Below are 19,572 nucleotides of genomic sequence, written 5' to 3'. Positions count from 1 at the left end.
AGTGGCATCCAGCAATGCAATGGCTGGACATCTCCCCGCCGCGCACCATCACACGACAGTCCGTTGGCTCGTGAAATTCAGCGCCTTCACGGCAATCGTGCTGCCGCGCGACCGGATCGAACCTGGCCAAAGGCCAGCCTGCGCGGTCCCGGCATGGCGGCACCTGCGTGTCGCCAATGAAAATGACGACGTCGGCGCCGATCTCGACCACGACGCACCCGGGCCGGCCGTGCGAACCAGTTCGGTCATGTGCCCGCCGCCATGTTCGCAGAAATCGGACGCGAAGTGGCCGGCCGAATGGTCGAAATCGACAAGGTTCTGGACGCGCGGTGACGGGTGGCGTCCCCCGTCGGCATATCGGTCCGCCCATTCCCGTCCAACACGGGCCAGACCGGGCGGCACCCTTTCGGGGGGCAGGAGAAGCCAAAAAACATCCCCTCACCCAGCGGCAGGATCCGGATTTCGTCGCAGCCAATTGTCCCGCGCAGAAAGCTGGGCGCGATCCGGCCCACTCGGTGCATCCGGGCAAGGTCGAGTTTCGAGCGCAAGCACGCCCGGAACAGATTGCAGTCCCCCTTCGATTTCAGGCGACTGAAGAAACCGGACCAGGAACAGGCGCGCGATACACGCGGCCATTCAGGACCGGAAAATCCCGGCCGCGCATGTTCTGGAACACCCCACGCCAGATCGGTCGAAGGCCATGATGTGCGGCAGAGGCATGGCACCCAAGCCCGGGTGGCTTCACTTCCCCGGTCCGTAATTGGAAAAGGCCGCGATCACCTCCTCCATCTGCGCGTCGGTCAGGAGTACCGGCTCGCCGCTCATGCGGGACAGGAGGTAGACCCGGGCAAGGTTTTCCAGCTCCTCCATCCGCCAGAGCGCCCGATCGAGGCTTTCGCCGACCACCGTCGCACCGTGGCTGGCCATCAGGCAACCGTGACGGTCGCGCATCGCATCGGCCACGTAGCCCGCCAGCTCGGCACTGCCGAACAGCGCGTAGGGGGTGATCGGCACGTCGTTCCCGCCGAAGGCGGCGATCATGTAGTGGCAGGCCGGGATCGGTTGCCCCTGCATGGCCACGGCCGTGCAATGGGCCGGGTGGGCATGGACGGCTGCCGACACATCGGGCCGTGCCGCCATCAGGTACTGATGAAAGCGCCATTCGGTCGAGGGCCGCAGGTCGCCGCTCATGTCGGGCTCGCCCTCGGTCACCAGCCGGACGATCATGTCCGGGGTCATCCGATCATAGGGCACGCCCGAAGGCGTGATCAGGATCGCGCCCGGCACACGGACGGAAATGTTGCCCGACGTACCCTGGTTGATGCCGCGGTCATTCATCCAGCGGCAGGCATCGATGATGGCCTGGCGGGTTTCCGTCGTGTCTTCGTATCGGGTCACGTGTCGCTTTCCAGAAGTTCAGCCGCGATATCGGAGCTGGTGGCGAGATGGGTGGCGAAACCGCCCCTGAGAGCGGCCCGGGTGGCGGCAACACGGTCGATCCCGGCGGCAACCAGCAGGCCCATGGGCTTGTTTGCCATCTGGTCGAGTGTCACGCCGATCATCCGGTCCTCGTTGCCCGAGGGCATGGGACGACCTTCGCTGTCTATGAGCTGCCCGCAGATCACCCCGGTGGCACCGCGGGCGCGCATGTCGGCAAGCTGGGCATCGCTCAGAAGCCCGGTGCGGGCCATGTGGCTGTCCGGGCCGCAGGTCCCGGCGGCGAAGACCACCTTGTTGCATTCGGCGACGGCGCGAAGCTGCTCAGCCACCACCGGCTCGGCCTTGAGCCGGGCACAAAGGTCGCGGTCACTGAGCAGAAGCGGCACGTGCAGGTTGATGCAGGCCGCGTCGAGCCGGCGGGCGAGGTTCGAGGAACAGGCTTCTGCCGCGAAGCCCAGATTTGCGGAGCGCGAGCCAAGAAGCTGCACCACCGTCAGGTCGCCCACGGAAGTGCGGGGCGAGGCTTCGGCCAGCCGATAGATCGTCTCGCCCCAGGCGACGCCCAGCCGGTCCCCGCGTTCCAGCAGTTCCGGCAGCCAGTCGGCGGCGGCGCGGATCACCCGGCCGATCCCGCGCGTGGCGTCGCCCGCCGGCACGATCAGCGTTTCCGTCAGCCCGAACCGGTCCTTCAGCCGCGTGGCCAGGGCGCTCGTCCGGAAGACCTCTGTGTCGAGGGTGATCCGCACGTATTCCCGGCGCCGCGCCTCGGCCAGGTAGTTCACGACCGAAGCACGGCTTACGCCGAGGCGCTGCGCGATCTCGTTCTGGTTCAGCCCCTCGTGGTAGTAGCACCAGGCGGCTTCCACGATGGCCTCGTCCTGCCGGGCACCGCGGCCGTCCGGGTCCGAAACCGTCCGGCCGCGCGAGGTGGAGATCGGGCTCATGCCCCTATTCCGCGGCCTGCACCATGTCCGGGAACAGTCCGGCCAGCCCTTCGGGCGTGGCAGCGCAGACCCCGCGTTCGGTGATCAGGCCGGTGACCAACCGGTTGGGGGTAACGTCGAAGGCCGGGTTGCCTCCGGGCGTTCCCTCGGGCGAGACGCGAACCCAGGCGATTTCGCCGTCGTCGCCGACGCCCTGGATATGGGTGGTCTCGAAGGCGTTGCGTTCCTCGATCGGGATCTCGGCCACGCCGTCGTCCACCGTCCAGTCGATGGTGGGCGACGGCAGCGCGACATAGAACGGCACGCCGTTGTCATGGGCCGCCAGCGCCTTGAGGTAGGTGCCGATCTTGTTGCAGACATCGCCGCGACGGGTGGTGCGGTCGGTGCCGACGATCACCATGTCGACCAGCCCGTGCTGCATCAGGTGGCCGCCCGCATTGTCGACGATGTAGGTATGCGGGATGCCGTGGCTGCCAAGCTCCCACGAGGTCAGCGCGCCCTGGTTGCGGGGCCGCGTCTCGTCCACCCAGACATGCAGCGGGATGCCTTCGTCATGGGCGTGGTACATGGGGCTGGTGGCAGTCCCGAAATCCACGGTGGCCAGCCAGCCGGCATTGCAGTGCGTCAGGATGCGAACCGGCTCCCCGGCGGGCTTCTTGGCCGCGATCTGGCGGATGATCTCCAGCCCGTTCCGGCCGATGGCACGGTTGATCTCGACGTCCTCGTCGGCGATCTCGTGTGCCATCTGCAGCGCAAAGGCCGCCCGTTCGGCTTCCGGCACGGCACGCAGCGCGCGGCGGCAGCGGTCAAGCGCCCAGCGAAGATTAATCGCGGTCGGCCGGGTTTCGTGCAGGTGGTCCCAGGTCTTGTCCAGGTTGGCGTCCGACGCGTCCTCGGACATGGCGAAGGCCACGCCGTAGGCGGCGGTCGCCCCGATCAGCGGCGCGCCACGCACCCGCATCTCGACGATTGCGACGGCATAGTCTTCCAGCGTGTCCAGCTGCTGGATGCGGAAATCATGCGGCAGCCAGCGCTGGTCGATGATCTGCAGCGCGCCAGCGGTCTCGTCCCACCAGAGCGAGCGGTAGGGAGTTCCATTGACCTTCATAGCACGTCCTTTCCGTTATAGGCCCGGGCCATGTCGCACAGCGCGGCCGGGTCGGCGATAGTCTCGGCATTCAGGATCAGATCCCGGCCCATCATCAGGTTGCGCACCTCCAGCGACGCACGCATTGCGACATCCTCGATTTCTTCGAAATCGGCGTTGTGGGCCAGCGACAGGCAGCGGCGATGCATCTCGATCCCGCAGATCGCCATGGCATCCTGCCAGATATTGCGCAGCAACTCGTCGCGTGCCTCGTCCGAAGGCTGACCCTGATCCTCGAACAATGCGGCAGGATACAGCATCCCGGTCCGTTCCTCGCGCCAGAGCCGGGCGAACTCCGCCTTGAAGGCGGCGAAGGTGCCGGTGATGACCTCCAGCAGCCACTCCTGGTACGCTTCCAGGTCCGCGCCGCGATGGGCCGGCTGGCTGAAATAGGCCATCAGGTAGTTCGCGGTCAGCATCCCGATATCGAAGCCCATGGGGCCGTACTGCACGAATTCCGGGTCGATGACCTTGGCTTCCGTTTCCGTCGCCATGATCGAACCGGAATGCAGATCGCCGTGCAGCATCGTTTCGGTGTTGGAGGCGAACGTCATCAGCATCCGCTGGACCCTGGCCTTCATCCGGGCGTCGCCGCGCAGGGTGGCGATGATCGGCTCCAGCCCCGGGGTATGACTGTTCATCTCGGCGTCGAAATAGGGGTCGGTGAAGACCAGGGACTCGGTGATCGCCGGGATCTCGACATTGCCGGAAAACAGGCCGACATCGGCCTTCTTGCGGCCGCTCTCCATGCTCAGCTCGGACCCGCGGAAGGCGGTGCGGGCGCAGAAGAGACCCAGCCGCTCGGCCAGCCCCCCGACCTGCTCTCCCAGGATCAGCTTGCGCCGCAGGATCACGTGGGGGCTGAGGAATTCCATGACGATCAGCGCCTGCGCCTCGTCGAAATGATAGATCTCTGGCACGGACCCCGGATCGCGCTCGGCCTGCCGGATCAGGGCATGGTACTCGTAGAACGCGCGGTAGAGCGGGAGGGGCCAGCTGTCGCCCACCAGGCGGACGTAAGGCAGGGCCTGCTTGACGATCGCGGTTCCCTTCGGGCCTTCGACGATGAACACGAGGTTCAGGTTCCCGTCGCCGACCTCGCGCACCTTCCAGAGTGACGGATCCGCGCCGACACGCTCTTCCAGCCGGTCGATCCCGGACAGCCTTTCGCCCAGGGTTTCCACGCTGAGGGCACCGTATTCGGTGCCTGCGGCCTCTGCTGACATGGATCGATTCCTCCTTTTTTCCGGGAACATCACACCGGGCTTGGCAATAGTCAATGGATTTGACATTCGTCACAAGCGGCGAAATAAGTGCCCCGTCCAGCCTTGGAGGAAGAGGTCGGACGACGGAGGACGGATGAACGAAATTGCTTGCAAGATCCGTGGGTTGGAAAAATCCTTCGGCCAGAATCACGTGCTGCGCGGGATCGATCTGGACCTTGCGCCCGGGCAGGTGACGGTGCTCATGGGCGCCAACGGCGCGGGCAAGTCCACGCTGGTCAAGGTGCTTTGCGGCTATCACCGCAAGGATGCGGGCACCCTGGAACTTGGCGGGCACCCCTACGATCCGACGGACGCGGCCGATGCGATTTCCAATGGCGTGGTCACGGTCCACCAGTCGATCGACGACGGCGTCATTCCGGATCTGGATGTCGCGACCAACCTGACTCTGGACCGCCTGACCGCGCCGGGTGCCCGGCTTTTCGTCCGCGACCGCCAGCTACGCCAGGCCGCGCGCAAGGTGGCCGAGGGCATGGGCCTGACGATGGACGTGCGCACCCGGGTCGGGGACCTGGACGTGGCCGACCGGCAGATGATCGCCATCGCCCGCGCCATGGCCCGCGCGCCCCGGATCCTGGTGCTGGACGAACCGACATCGTCGCTTTCGGCGGCCGAGGCGGAACGCCTGTTCCAGCTGATCGACCGGCTGCGTGCGCAGGGTGTGGCCGTCCTCTACATATCGCACCGCATGTCGGACATCCGCCGCGTCGCGGACAAGATCGTCTGCATGCGCGACGGCGCCATTTCCGGCATCTTCGCCGACGCACCGCTGGACTATGAAGGTGCCGTCTCGGCCATGCTGGGGCATGCCATGACCGACGTGGACATCGCGCCACAGGCCGGCACCGCCCCGATTCTGGAAATCGAGGCCATGCGCCTGACCGCCGACGGTCCGAAGCTGGACTTCACCGCGCGGGATGGCGAGGTGGTCGCGGTCACCGGGCTTCTGGGAAGCGGTAAGACCAGGCTGGCAGAGATCATCTTCGGCCTTGCGGACGCGCCCGAAGGCACGATGAGGATCGACGGAAAGCCCTATGCGCCCCGACACGCGCGCGAGGCCGTGGCCCGCGGTGTCTTCATGACGCCCAAGGATCGACGGTCGAACGCGGTGATCCCGGATTTCGACATCAACGACAACATGACGCTGCCCTTCCTTGGCGCCTTCAGCCGACTGTCCTTCCTGTCCCGCAGGCGTCAGCGGCAGGCATCGGACGACATGATCGGCCGCATCGGCGTGGTCTGCCAGGGCGGGACGGATTCCATCCTGACGCTGTCCGGCGGCAACCAGCAGAAGGTGATCATCGGCCGCTGGCTGATCGAACCCTGTCGGGTGCTGCTGCTGGACGAGCCATTCCAGGGCGTCGACATCGGCGCGCGGCGCGACATCGGACATCATATCCGCGAAACGGCCAGGGGCCGCGCCACCGTCGTCTTCGTTTCCGAAATCGACGAGGCGCTGGAAATCGCGGACCGCATCGTGGTGCTGCACGAAGGCGCCGTGGCGGGCGAGCATGTCAGCGGAAACATCGACCTTGGCCTGGTGGTAGCTCAGGTGTCCGGGCAGGCAACCGGCACCGCACCGGGACAACCCGGAACAGGGGTCGGGACAGAAGGACAACAACATGGGTAACGAGCGTTTCCTGAATTTCGCGATCAAGTACGGCTTCCTGATCCTGCTGGCCGGGCTGGTGATCTTCTTCAGCCTTTCGACCAACGGCTTCGGCTCGGCCCGGTCGGCGGTCTTCATCCTGCAATCGGTGGCGATCACCGGGATCCTTGCACTTGGCGTGACCTGCACGCTGGTGGTGGACGGTTTCGACCTCTCCATCGGCTCGGTCGCGACGTCGTCGCTGATGCTGTCGGCCTATGCCATGGTCGTGCTGGAGCTTTCGGCAGGCAGCGCGATCCTGCTCTGCCTGCTGATGGGCGCGTTCGTGGGCCTTGTGAACGGGCTTTTGATCGTCAAGTTCAAGGTGCCCGACCTGCTTGCGACGCTGGGCATGATGTTCCTGCTGATCGGCCTGCAACGCATTCCCACCCAGGGCAATTCCGTGGCGACCGGTATGGCGCTGCCCGACGGCAGCACGGCCGAAGGCACGTTCTCGCCCGCGTTCCTGTGGCTGGGCCGGCATCGCATGGATTTCTTCCTCGAAAACCTCCTGCCCGTGCCGGTGGTGATCTTCCTGCTGATCGCCGTGGGCATCTGGCTGTTCCTCGGCTTCACCCGGCAGGGGCGGCTGATGTACGCGATCGGGTCGAACGAACGGGCAGCCGAACTCGTCGGGACACCCGTGAACCGCTACAAGATCATGGCATACATGATCTCCGGGGTCATGGCCTCGATCGGCGGCATCCTCCTGGCGGCACGTCTGGGGCGGGGCGACATCGCCTCCGGCACCAACCTGCTGCTCGACAGCGTGGCGGCGGCCCTGATCGGCTTCGCCGTGCTGGGCGCGGCCCGTCCGAACGCCTTCGGCACCGCCGTCGGCGCGCTCTTCGTCGGTATCCTGCTCCAGGGCCTGACGATGATGAACGCGCCCTATTACACGCAGGACTTCGTCAAGGGGGCGGTGCTGGTCATCGCGCTTGTCTTCACCTTCTACCTCTCCTCGCGCCGCAGCGCGGGCGGGAAATGAACGAAACAGGGATTCAAGGGAGGAATTTCCTAATGCTCAGACGCAATCTTCTGAAACTGGCCGGGGCGGCCACGCTCACGTTCGGGGCTCTGCCGGCGATGGCGCAGAACGCGCCCGCACCCTTCGACAACCCCGGCGACGTCAAGATCGCGCTGGTGCGCTATCTCTCCACCGGCGACTTCTTCCAGTCCTACCTGTCGGGCGTGGAACAGCAGGCCGCCGCCCTGGGCGTCGATCTGCGCGTGCTCGACAGCCGCCAGGACGCCGCACTTCAGGCGGACATGGTCGACCAGGCCATCGCGCTTGGCGTGGACGGGATCATCATCCAGCACGGTCTGACCGAATCCATGAAGGCCGCGGCACAGCGCGCCGTGGATGCGGGCATCAAGGTCGTGGCCTTCGACGTGGACGTGGAAAACGACGCGATCCCGCAGATCGAACAGTCGGACTACATGCTGGCCAAGCTGGCGCTGGACCAGGCCATCGCGGACCATGGCGACGACTTCACCGCGGGCTATGTCTATGTCCCGGGCATCGCCCCGCTCGACCGTCGCGACGTGGCGTGGAAAGAGGTGAAGGCCGCCAACCCGGGCATCACCGAAGCCGCGCAGTTCGGCACGCTCGACAACCCGATCGCCAACGCGGTGGCCAACCAGGCGCGGTCCGTGCTGCAGGCCAACCCGACGATCAACGTGATGATCGCCCCCTTTGACGAATTCGCCAAGGGCGTGAAGATCGCCGTGGACGAAGCCGGCCTGAGCCAGGACATCGACATCTACTCGGCCGACGTCTCGACCGCCGACATCGCGGCCATGCGCGAACCGGATTCGGCCTGGGTCGCGACCGTGGCGACGAACCCGGCGGTTGTCGGCGAAGTCTCGGTCCGGGCGCTGGCACTGATGCTGGCGGGCGAGGACCCGGGCCACAACGTCGTCGTCCCGCCGACGCTGATCACCCAGGACTTCCTGAACGAGAACGACGTCAAGAACATGGGTGAACTCGGCTCCAAGATGCCCCAGTTCCAGCATGCGGACGTGGCCACGGCGGACTGGATCGCCCTGCCCGCGCGGTAAGATCGTTTCCGCCGGTCCGCCCCCCGGGGCGGGCCGGCCCCCTTCAAGAAGGACGCAAAACAATGCTGAACGGTATCGACAGACGGATCTCGCCGGCCCTTCTGCATTGCCTTGCGCGCATGGGCCATGGCGACGAGATCGTCATCGCCGACGCGAATTTTCCCGCCTCGTCCATCGCCCGGCACTGCCAGGTGACAGAGGCGCTGCCGCTGACCGGCCTCGACGCGGTCGAAGCCATCGACGTCATCACGACCCTGATGCCGCTGGACGGGTTCACGGACTATGCCGCGCTCAGGATGGAGATCGACGGCGCCGCCGACACTGTCGGCGAGGTGCACCAGGCGGCCTGGGACGTGCTGGAACCGCGGCTGCCCGAAGGCGGCGGGCTGTCCAGCCTGGAACGGCTGGCATTCTATGAACATGCGCGGCAGGCCTTCGCCGTCGTGCTGACGGCCGAGGCCCGGCCCTATGGCTGCTTCATCCTGAGAAAAGGGGTCGTCTTCTGACGGCGTCGACGGAATTCCGGCGGGCAGTCCCGCCCGCAACAGACACACTTGCAATGCGCCCGGCACGACCGGCCGGGCCACGAACGGAGTATTGCGATGCGCAATGAAAAGACGACCGAGGAGGTGGCGCTCGGCATCCGGCGGCGCGTGTTCGAACATGCGATGCGCAACAATGGCGGCTATCTCAGCCAGGCCTGTTCGGCGGCCGAGCAGCTGGCATGGCTCTATAACGAGGAACTGAACCTGGGTGCGCCCACGCTGCCCCCCGTGCCGGAGCCGTTCCAGGGAGTGCCGTCCGCGGACAACCCGGATTATCACACCGGCGCGGGCTATAACGGCCCGTTCACGCCGGAATACGACCGTCTGTTCATCGCACCGGCGCACTATGCGCTGGTGGCCTATGCCACGCTGATCGAAACCGGCCGCATGGCGCCCGAAGGGCTGGAGATGTTCAACAAGGACGGCTCTTCGGTCGAGATGATCGGCGCCGAGCATTCGCCGGGCATGGAAGTGCACAACGGCACGCTGGGTATCGGCCTTTCGACGGGCGCCGGGCTGGCCTGGGGCCGCAAGCGCCGGGGCGAACCGGGCCGCACCTGGGTCTTCATGTCCGACGGCGAGGTCCAGGAGGGCCAGACCTGGGAAGCGGTGCAGGCCTGCGCCTTTCACGGAATCGACAACCTCTATGCCATCATGGACGTCAACGACCAGCAATGCGACGGCGCGATGTCGAGCGTGATGGAAGTGGGCGACATCGCCACCAAGTTCCGCAACTTCGGCGCCGCCTGCGTCGAGGTGGACGGACACGACCTGTCGGCCATCCGCGATGCCGCCAAGGAAGCCCATGAAGGGCGGCCGCTGATCATCCTGGCACGGACCTCGCCGTTCCACACCATGTCGATCCTCGAGGAACGTTTCCCGCGCCTGCACTACGTGCGCTTCAAGTCGGAAGACGAACGCGCCCGATTCAACACCTCGATCGCCGCCGATCTCGGTGTCGATCCCATCGACTACGCCCATTGAGGAGCACGCGACATGGTTGAAATGGTGTCCCGCCCCTATGCCACGGCCTTCGAGAAGTTCGCCGCCGGCAATCCCGATATCCTGTGCCTGTCGGCCGACCTGACCTCCTCCTGCGAGATTGACGGCTTCCGCGACCGCTACCCGGACCAGTTCGTTTCGATGGGCATGGCCGAACAGAACATGCTGAGCTTTGCCGGCGGCCTGGGCCTTGCCGGGTTCCGGCCGTTCATCCACACCTTCGGGGTGTTCATGTACCGCAGGCCCTATGATCAGCTCATGGCCTCGATCGCCTACCCGCGGCGCAAGGTGCGGCTGATGGGCTTCCTGCCGGGCGTCACCACGCCGGGCGGCATGACCCACCAGTCGATCGAGGATATCTCGGTCATGCGGTCGATCCCGAACATGACGATCCTGGAAACCGGCGACGCGACAGAGGTGGAAAGCATCTGCGAAGCCGCCGACAGCATCGACGGGCCGGTCTGGTGCCGGGTCCTGCGCGGTTCCGTCCCGCGGCTTTTCGATACGCCGATCAAGGTCGGCGAGATGCGGGTCCTGTCCGAAGGCGACGACATCCTTGTCGTGACCGCCGGTATCACGACCGAAGAGGCGATGCGGGCCCGTTCGGCCCTTGCCAATGCGGGCCTGTCCATCCGGCACATCCACCTGCACACGATCAAGCCCTTCGATCACAGGCAGCTGCTGGACCATATCGGTTCGGTCAAACATGGCGTGGTCACGCTGGAAAACCACGTGACCGAAGGCGGCATCGGCAGCCTCGTGGCGGAAACCATGGCGGATGCCGGTGTCGGCAAGCGGCTGGTGCGGCTGGGGCTGAAGGATACCTATGCCCATGGCGGATCGCGGCCCTACCTGATGCGCTATTACGGTCTGGATGCGCTGGCGCTGGTGCGCGGCATCGAAGGGCTGATGGGTCAGGAATTCGGCATTTCCGAAAACGATCTGGATGCCGCGCGGATCGATGACGTGCATTCGCTGGTCAAGGCAGAGGCGCTCTGATGGAGCGCTTCGAGGTCACCTACCGGATCTTCGCCGACGACCAGTCCGACGCGGAATCGCGGGCGGCCAACATCGCGCTGGAAGACACGGTCGAGATCCCGCGCGACGTGGTCCCCGCGGGCTATGTCGAGGACGTCGTGCTGGGCCGCGTCGAAAGCGTGGTTCCAGAGGACGAAGGCACGTGGCTTGGCCGCATCGGCTATCACATCGATGCGGTGGGCCGGGAACTGCCCCAGTTCCTCAACGTGGTGCTGGGCAATGCCTCGATCCTGCACGGGGTGAAGGCGGTGGCCCTGACCCCGAATGCCGAGGTGCTGGACCGCTTTCCCGGCGCGCAATACGGTGTCGAGGGACTGCGCAAACTGACCGGTCGTGCCACGGGCGGCTATGTCTGCCCGGTGATCAAGCCTCAGGGCTCGTCATCGGAAACCCTGGCGCGCCTGTGCTATCTGACCGCCCGCGCGGGCGCCGACATCGTCAAGGAAGATCACGGTCTTTCGAACCAGGATGCCGCGCCCTTCCGCGAACGGGTCAAGCTGGCGGCCGAGGCCGTGGCCCGCGCCAATGTCGAAAGGGCAACAGAGGGGGATACTGCGCAGTCGCTCTATTTCCCCAGCATCGGCGGCCATGGCGACGAGGTGCGCGAGCTGGCGATGTACGCGCAGGATGCCGGCGCTTCCGGCATCCTGCTGATCCCCGGCCTCTTCGGCTTCGACGCGATGAACCGGCTGGCGCAGGACCCGGATTTCACGCTGCCGATCATGGCGCATCCCAGCCACCTTGGCCCCTACGTGCTGTCGCCCGAGGCCGGCTATGCTCACGGCATGCTCTTCGGCACGCTGATGCGGCTGGCCGGCGCCGATATCTCGGTCTTTCCGAACCATGGCGGGCGCTTCGGCTTCTCGCTGGCCGAATGCGAGGAAATCGTGGAAGCCTGCCGGGGCGATGGCCCGGGGCTCCCGATCCTGCCCAGCCCCGGTGGCGGCATGAGCCTCGACCGGTTGCCGGACATGATGCAGCTTTATGGCGAAGACTGTGTCTACCTTCTGGGCGGCAGCCTCCTGCGCTACGGCGACTGGATCGGTGATGCCATCCGCGAGATGCGCACCGCGCTGGACGCCACCTGACCGGTTCTCCGGCGGATAAGCCGGGGAATTCGCGGTATCGTCGAAGGGGCAGGTCAATTGCCCCGACTCTTCAGGCTTGGACGGGAAGCGCTGCGGAGGTGATCCCCGGGCCCGCTTTTGGCCGATTGGGGAATTCCTCCGTGCACTGCCGGTATCGGCCGCCGGTCAGAACCGTTTGATCAGGCGGAATGCCACTCCGTTGCTTCTGTAACCGTCGCCGAATGCACCGTCATATTCGACCTTCAGGTCGATGCCGGACTCTTCGTTGACGAACGAGGCGCCGATGCCGACCCGGCCGATCAGGTCTGCGATCGGAAGGTCGGTCCCGAAGGTGCCGGCCCCCGCCGGGGCGTCGGCCAGGCGGGCGGTGGTGGTCCAGTGATCCTCGGACGAGGCGCTGACACCCAGCGTGGTGGTCAGGTTGGTGGACCAGCCATTCCGCGTCTGCCAGCCGGTCCCGATCTCAACCGAAGGTGTCACCACGACGGCCGTCTGGGTTTCTCCGGCAACGTCCAGGTTGTAGATCCCCGCGCCGGTTTCGGTATAGCCGCTCATCCGCGTACGAACGAGGTCGAGGTCGAGCATCGGCGTCACGTATCCGGTCCCGGTTGTGATCGCGTAGGCGGCCCGAAGACGCGCCCCAAGGCTCGACAGGTCCGTGTCTCCCGTGGCCGTGCCGGCATAGCCGGGGACCGAGACATTGCGGGTGGTGTCGAAATTGCCCCAGGACCCGGCCAGCGCGCCCGACAGGGTCAGGTCGCCGATCTCGCGTCCGATGGCCAGCGCCAGGAAGCCCGTATCGCCTTCCGTGCCCGACACGCCATTGGCGCCGTCATAGCTCGACTGTTCCCAACCCGCCGAAATCCCGGCAATCCAGTCGTCCGCGAATTCGAACCGCGCACCACCGCTCAGCCCGGAGGCAGAGCCGTCATAGCCGTTGTCGCCGGACTGGCCCATGCGCGCGGTGCCGCCATCCAGCCACGCACAGCGGCCCGGCCCGACAGCGACATTGGCATCCAGCCCGGTCGGGCAGCGCAGCGCACTGTCCAGCCGGCCCTTGGACAGGGCGACCTGCGCGGCGGCCATGGCCTGCGACGCGCCGGGGCCCATGGCCGACAGCGCCTGCGCATAGGCGGTGCCGTCGCTGTTCGGACCCGCCAGCGCGTTCATGCCGCCCAGCAGACCCGCATATTGCGGAGCGCCGTTGGCGAAGATCGCATCCAGGTGTGCGCCCATGCTGCGTTCAGAGGCCGAGAGCGCGTCGAAGGCCCGGGCGAAATGGGTGCCTGCCACGCCGACGCTGATCCCGTTCCCGCTGCGGGTCGACTCGAAATCCACCGCGCGCGAGTTCGCGACGCTGAGGTTGCCCGTCAGCGCCCCATCCGCCGTGATCAGCCGGACCCTGCCGGACGTTGTAAGCGTCGCGGCTTCGATCTGGACCGTGCCGTCAAGGGCCGCGTCGCCCCGGACCCGAAGGCGGTCGCTGGTGCCGGGGTTCGCGAAGTCGACGCCCATGACGATGGTGCCCCTGGCGGTCTGGGTCAGGTCGCCCGCGATCCGCAGCCGGTCGCCCGCGCCGCTGCCACCCACAACCATGCGGCCGTTGTTGACCACGTGGGCCTGATAGACCTGTGCACCGGACAGCGAGGTCATGCTGTTGTTGGTGACGGTCCCCGCAGTCCGGCCATCGGCGTTCCGCAAGAGGATGTCACCGATCACGCTGCCGCCTTCCGCCACCATCACGTCGGCAGTGCTGCCGTCCGTGGTGGTGCCATTGTCGGCGGTATAGGTGATCGCGGTGCCCGACAGGGCCGACACGGTCGCGCCGTCCAGCACCGTCACCGTGTTCGCGTTGCCCGAGGCGATGACGATCCCCGCCCCCTGCCCCGACCCGCCGGTCACATCGGCCGACACCGTGACGGCCACGGTGCCCAGCATCTCGCCGCTGTTTCCGCCGCCCATGCTCTGCGCGAAGATCCCGATGGCGTTCTCGCCCGTTGTCGTGATTTCGCCCGTCGTCGTCACGGTCACGTCACCCGCGCCGTAGGCATTGCCCTGAAGGCCCGAAGTCGAACCGGCGAAGACCCCGTCGGTACCGCCGCCAATGCCGCCACCGCCGCCGATGCCGCCACCGCCGCCGATGGACTGCGCAACGATGCCATGGGCCATCGCGCCGGAGGTCAGGATCTGGCCGTCCAGCGACACCTCGACCGTGCCGCCGGTGCCGGCCGCGCCCGCGACGAAGCCCGGCGTCGTGTTAAAGGGTCCGACCGAGATGTCGCCGCCGATACCGCCGCCGCCGCCGATGGACTGCGCGATGACGCCATGGGCGCCGGTGCCGAAGGTCTGGACCAGCGTGCCCGCGGTCAGGTCGACCGAGACCGCGCCGCCATTGCCGCCATTGCCGCCGAAGCCGCCGACCTGCACGCTGGCGACGCCGCTGGCCTGGCCCGAGGTGCCGACGCCGCCGCCACCGCCGATGGACTGGGCCAGAACGCCGAAGCCGCGGTCGCCGAAGGTGTGGACATTGACGCCCATGTTCAAATCGACGGTCGACCCGTTGCCGCCCGATCCGCCCTGCCCGCCGACGACGATGTCGATGGCGTGGCCGTCGCTGTCGTCCTGCGCCGCGGCGCTGCCCACACCGCCAATGCCGCCACCGCCGCCGATGGACTGGGCCAGCAGGCCGTAGGCATCGTCGCCGGTCGTGGTCAGGTTGACGAAGTTCGCCCCCGTGTCGGCAATGGTCACCGTGCCGCCGTCTCCGGCCGATCCGCCGGACCCGCCGACGCCACTGCCGATTGTCAGGCTGCCGCTGGCCATGTCGGACCCGTCGCCACCCTGGCCGCCACCGCCGCCGATGGACTGCAGGACCACGCCATGGGCCATGAAGCCGCCGGTGGTGACGGCGTTGTTGCCGTTGTCGTTGAAGCTTGCGGTGACGGTCCCGCCATTGCCGGCCGTCCCGCCGGAGCCGCCGACGCCGATGTCCAGCTGCGCCGTCTCGCCCGTGCCGGAGGACATGGCGGTGCCGCCCGTGCCACCGCCGCCACCGATGGCCTGCACGACGACGCCGTCGGACCAGTCGCCGGTGGTCGTGACGCGGCTGTCGAAGGTCAGGTCGACCCCGCCACTGTCACCCCCGGTCCCGCCCGAGCCGCCGACCGTCACCGTCATCGTCACGTCTACGGGATCGTCATCATCGTCGTCGTCGTCGCTCGTGACTGCATCGTCGGAACTGCTGTCGGCCGTATCGTTGTCCGACCCCATGGTGCCGCCAAGACCGCCGCCGCCGCCGATGGACTGGGCCAGGATCCCGTCCGCATCGACGCCCGCGGTGCTGATCGTGCTGCCCTCGTAGGTCTCGACCGTGACCAGCTGGCTGGCGCCGCCCTGCCCGCCGGTCATGCCGACCTGAACGGTCACGGTGCCCTGGTATTCCTTGTCGTCGTCGCCCCCGTCGTCACCACCGTCGTCCCCGGCGACTTCCTCGCCGCCGCCACCGCTCTTGATGTCGGCGCCCAGCTGGATTTCGCCGCCCTGCACGGTGCCGCCGCCGCCGCCGATGGACTGGACCACCGCGCCGCGCGCGCCGGCCCCGGTCGTGGCGATCTGCGCGTCCCCATAGAGGGTCAGTCCGGCCGTGCCGCCCTCGGCCCCGGTTTCCCCGCCTTCAAGCAGGCCCGTGGACCCGACCCCGAAGCTGAGATGGACGGTTGCTGCGCCCCGGATCGTGTTGGTCTTGGTGGTGGGCACGCCGCTGTTGCCACCGCCGCCGCCGATGGACTGCACGATGACCCCGTTCGCATAGGCGCCCGAGGTCGCGATGACCGAGGCCGTGGAGGCGGGCGTGGCGCTGCCGATGGTGACGCTGGCCGCGCCACCATTGCCACCGTCGCCGCCCGCCCCGCCGACCGAGCCGTTTATGGTCAGGCCGTACTGTTCGGTCGAATCCGGGATCGTCGTCGTAGCGGTCGAGGCATCGCCGCCATTGCCGCCGCCGCCGCCGATGGATTGGACCAGCATCCCGTGAGAGCCGGCGCCCTGCGTCGTGATCGAGGATCCGCCCGACAGCGTGACCGAGGCCGCCTCGCCCGCGCCGCCGGCGCCGCCGCGTCCGCCCATCGCGAACTGGGCGTTCAGGGTGACGGTGAAATCCGGATCCTCGGGGTCGATGGGCACGCCCGTGGTGATCGCGCTTGCTGCCGAGGCGCCGCCGATGCCGCCGCCGCCGCCGATGGACTGCGCGATGATGCCGATGGAATCGTTGGCCTCGGGCCGGTCATTGGCGGTGGAGGTGCGGATCGCGCTGCCGTCTGTGACGGTGACCGAAACCGCGCCCCCGTCGCCGCCGGAATTGGCAAGCCCGCCCGCCGTCAGGCCGATGTTCAGGAAGCTGGCGGCCTTGCTTGTGGCCGACCCGCCGGACCCGCCGCCGCCGCCGATGGACTGGGCGACGATGCCGGCCGACAGGCTTTGCCGCGTCTCGATCGTGGCGCCCGACAGGGTCGCGGTGACCGTGTTGCCGGCGCCCGCGGCCTGGGCCGATCCGCCGATGGCGAACTGCATCAGGTCCAGTACCGCGTCGGTCTGGGCATTGCCGCCCGACCCGCCGCCGCCACCCACGGATTGCAGCAGCATGCCCGCGGAATTGGTGCCGTTGGTGGTCACCGACACGGTATCGGCATTGGTCACCGTCACGGTGCCGCCATTGCCGCCGCCGCCCGACTGGCCGCCCACGGCGCCCGCGGGGATGTTCAGGATGCCCACCGCGAAGGCATTACCGCCGGCGCCGCCGCCGCCGCCCACGGACTGGGCCTGAAGGCCGAAGGCGAATTCGCCCTGGGTCGACAGGGTGCCGACATCGCTCACGCTGACCACGCCGCCGGGGCCCGCGCCGCCGCCGCTCGACCCGATGGCCAGGACGCCGGTGCTGGAACTGTCGTCCGGTCCGGCATCGCCCGCGGCACTGCCGCCGCCACCGCCGATGGACTGCGCCAGGATCGCCGGGGCCGCGTCGCCCACCGTAGTGACCGACCCGGTATTGGCGATCCGCACCGCGCCCGCCGCGGTATTGGTGTCGTCGCCGCCGGTGGCGCCGATGCTGATCGTGGCGCCGGAAACGCCCGCAGCACCGCCGCCACCCGCGATGGACTGGGCCAATATGCCCGTCGCGTTGTAGCCCGTGGTCGCGATCGTGCCGCCATTCGTGACGCTGACGGTCTCGCTGGTGCCGCCCGCGCCGCCCGATCCGCCAAGGGCCAGGACCAGGCCGTCCGCCGCGCCGCCGGCCCCACCACCGCCGCCGATGGACTGCGCCATGATGCCATAGGCCTGCGTGCCGCTGGTGCGCATGACGCCGTTGTTGGTGATGGTGACCGTGTCGCCGGTCCCGCCGGTGCCGCCCGATCCGCCCTCGCCACCCAGGAAGCCGCTGAACTCGCCACCGTCGCCGCCGCCGCCGCCGATGGACTGCGCGAAGATGCCGGCCGCGAAGGTCAGGCCGGATCCGGCGTCGTCGGTGCCGTCGGTCGTGATCGTGCCGCCATTCACGGTGACCGTGACCGACCCGCCGTCGCCGCCCGCACCGCCGTCGCCGGGATTGCCCGCAAACTCGTTCCCTGCGCTGCCGAGGCCGCCGAGATTCGACAGCGACTGCGCGACGATGCCCCGTCCGCTGTCGGTCCCGTTCGCCGAACTGGTGGCCGCGATGGTCTGGTCGTCCTCAAGATCGACGGTCACCGTCACGCCGCCGCCATTGCCACCGGCCCCGCCGGTGGACTGGTTGGCGTTCGACAGGCCCGCGCCGCCCTGCCCGCCCTGGCTTCGGGCATAGATCGCGTCGACATTGGTGCCGGTCGCCGTGATCGACGTGGCTGCGTTCGACAGGACGTTCACCGCGACCGCCCCGCCATTGCCGCCCGCGCCCGCGGTGTGCTGCGACTGCCCGCTCCCGCCGGTGCCGCCCATGGACAGGGCCGTCACCGCCGTGCTTCCATGGGCCGTGCCGGTGCCGGTATCGGTCACGCTGATCGTGTCGTTCACGTTCACCGTGGTCGTGCCGCCCGTGCCACCCGGACCGCCGTCCTGAAGGTATTCCGTCACGCCGACGTTGAAGGCCCAGCCGCCATCGCCGCCTTCGCTGTGCGCATAGACGCCATGGGTCGCGCCAGTCGCGTTGGTGCGCCCCACAACCGAGATCGCGCCATCGTTCCGGATCGTCACCGCGCCACCGTTGCCACCGTTGCTGGCGCCACCGCCGCCCTGGGTTTCGTCATCGTGCGAGTTGTAGGCGTCCGGCCCCGCCCCGCCGATCGACCGGGCACGGATGCCAATGACGTTGGCACCGACCAGAGGCGCCGCCGCGGTCCCCGTGACGACCGATCCGGTCGTCCAGGTGATGGCGCCGGCCACGCCGCCATTGCCGCCGTCGCGTGCCTGGGTGATGCTCTCGTTCACGCGGCCGCCCATGCCGCCATAGGACCGAAGCTCGATCGCGACGAAATCATTGGTGTTGCTGACATTGGCCGTGCCCGCCAGAAGCGAGACATCGGTCAGGATAGAGTTGGCCTGCTGCGAAATCACGCCGCCGGACCCGCCGGGCGCGCCATTGCTGCCGTTGTTCTCGTTGTTGTCCGTCCCTGGCCCGCCCTGGGTCCAGATCAGAAGCCCCGAGGCAGAGTCGCCGATATCGATGTCGTTGGGGATGGAGACAGTGACGGATGTCGGCCCGTCCAGGGTGATGTTGCCGCCGTTTCCCCCGGCCGACGGTCCACTGTAGGATCCGTCGCCCCCGACCTGCCGCAGGTAGATCCCCTGGTAGGCGGTGTTATAGGGCAGGGCGATGTCGATGTCCGACGGAACGACGAAGACCGTGTCGGGCAGGCTTTCGCCCGGCGTCGCGTCGCTGCCGCTGTTGCCGGTGACGCTGTAGACCGCGGGCTCATTTTCCGAGGGGAAGGTGCAGACACCACCCACGATCCCGCAATAGATCTGTGCCGGGGCGACCGAAGGCATGGCAAGGATTGTCCCGGCCATCAGCGTCGCAAAGGCGCCGGGGCGGCGGGAGCGACCAAAAGTGAAACTGGTCAACGTGGTCTTCCTCTCCTGTGGACACCCGGCCTGTGCAGAAGCTATTGCCTGCCTTCGGTTCGCCCCTATTGCGGATTGTACCGAGCGCAGACTGACGCCAAGGCGGGCCTTGTGCAATCACAAGATTGGGTCAATCCGGGGTCCAAACGGTGTCGAGCGGCGTCTCCATGACGCGAACGTGATCGGGCCAGTCCGGCGCGTTACGCAAACCGGCAACGCCCGGTTGAGAGTCGATCCAGCCAAGGCCCTTTGACCGCCCCATCCACCATCTGCACAGGTGACGG

General features: G+C 67.6%; 12 protein-coding genes. 7 read left to right on the top strand and 5 right to left on the bottom strand.

Annotated features, from left to right (window positions below):
- Positions 1–741: 741 nt before the first annotated feature.
- The 4 genes from FQK05_RS19260 to mtnK are packed head-to-tail and all read right to left on the bottom strand — an operon-like array spanning position 742 to position 4,757.
- On the bottom strand, positions 742–1,398 hold the full coding sequence (locus tag FQK05_RS19260) for a class II aldolase/adducin family protein (protein WP_158969922.1): 657 nt from the start codon (positions 1,396–1,398) through the stop codon (positions 742–744).
- The gene (locus tag FQK05_RS19255; protein WP_158969920.1) at positions 1,395–2,384 is read right to left on the bottom strand and encodes a sugar-binding transcriptional regulator; all 990 of its coding nucleotides are present in this window, start codon (positions 2,382–2,384) and stop codon (positions 1,395–1,397) included. The genes FQK05_RS19260 and FQK05_RS19255 overlap by 4 nt, the downstream gene beginning before the upstream one ends.
- Before the next feature lie 4 nt (positions 2,385–2,388).
- Positions 2,389–3,492 (bottom strand): S-methyl-5-thioribose-1-phosphate isomerase, encoded by a 1,104-nt coding sequence (gene mtnA / locus FQK05_RS19250; protein ID WP_158969918.1) that lies wholly within the window; start codon positions 3,490–3,492, stop codon positions 2,389–2,391.
- Positions 3,489–4,757 (bottom strand): S-methyl-5-thioribose kinase, encoded by a 1,269-nt coding sequence (gene mtnK / locus FQK05_RS19245; protein WP_158969916.1) that lies wholly within the window; start codon positions 4,755–4,757, stop codon positions 3,489–3,491. Before mtnK ends, mtnA begins: the two co-directional genes overlap by 4 nt.
- A 133-nt stretch (positions 4,758–4,890) precedes the next feature.
- On the opposite strand from mtnK, the gene FQK05_RS19240 reads away from it, so the two are divergent.
- From FQK05_RS19240 to FQK05_RS19210, 7 genes are all read left to right on the top strand, one after another.
- Entirely contained in the window at positions 4,891–6,444 is a 1,554-nt protein-coding gene (locus FQK05_RS19240) for a sugar ABC transporter ATP-binding protein (RefSeq protein WP_158969914.1), read from the top strand.
- Positions 6,437–7,450 (top strand): ABC transporter permease, encoded by a 1,014-nt coding sequence (locus FQK05_RS19235; RefSeq protein WP_158969912.1) that lies wholly within the window; start codon positions 6,437–6,439, stop codon positions 7,448–7,450. The genes FQK05_RS19240 and FQK05_RS19235 overlap by 8 nt, the downstream gene beginning before the upstream one ends.
- 32 nt (positions 7,451–7,482) lie before the next feature.
- Positions 7,483–8,523: a substrate-binding domain-containing protein gene (locus tag FQK05_RS19230; RefSeq protein WP_158969910.1), complete on the top strand. Its 1,041-nt coding sequence runs from the start codon at positions 7,483–7,485 to the stop codon at positions 8,521–8,523.
- A 62-nt stretch (positions 8,524–8,585) separates the two neighbouring features.
- A complete protein-coding gene (locus FQK05_RS19225; RefSeq protein WP_158969908.1) occupies positions 8,586–9,029 on the top strand; it encodes an RbsD/FucU family protein in 444 nt (147 codons plus the stop codon).
- 96 nt (positions 9,030–9,125) lie between these two features.
- Complete coding sequence (locus tag FQK05_RS19220) at positions 9,126–10,052, top strand: transketolase (protein ID WP_158969907.1); 927 nt, start codon at positions 9,126–9,128, stop codon at positions 10,050–10,052.
- A 12-nt stretch (positions 10,053–10,064) separates the two neighbouring features.
- Positions 10,065–11,069, top strand: coding sequence for a transketolase family protein (locus FQK05_RS19215; protein ID WP_158969905.1), 1,005 nt, complete (start codon positions 10,065–10,067; stop codon positions 11,067–11,069).
- A complete protein-coding gene (locus FQK05_RS19210) occupies positions 11,069–12,196 on the top strand; it encodes a RuBisCO large subunit C-terminal-like domain-containing protein (protein ID WP_158969903.1) in 1,128 nt (375 codons plus the stop codon). Before FQK05_RS19215 ends, FQK05_RS19210 begins: the two co-directional genes overlap by 1 nt.
- Before the next feature lie 165 nt (positions 12,197–12,361).
- On the opposite strand, the gene FQK05_RS19205 is transcribed toward FQK05_RS19210, so the two are convergent.
- A complete protein-coding gene (locus FQK05_RS19205) occupies positions 12,362–19,288 on the bottom strand; it encodes an autotransporter outer membrane beta-barrel domain-containing protein (protein WP_158969901.1) in 6,927 nt (2,308 codons plus the stop codon).
- Positions 19,289–19,572 lie beyond the last annotated feature (284 nt).

The organism is Chachezhania sediminis (genome assembly GCF_009765275.1).
GTDB classification, from domain to species: Bacteria; Pseudomonadota; Alphaproteobacteria; order Rhodobacterales; family Rhodobacteraceae; genus Chachezhania; species Chachezhania sediminis.
The sequence above is the reverse complement of the archived record's forward strand: the minus strand, read 5'-3'. Positions and strand labels throughout refer to the sequence as shown.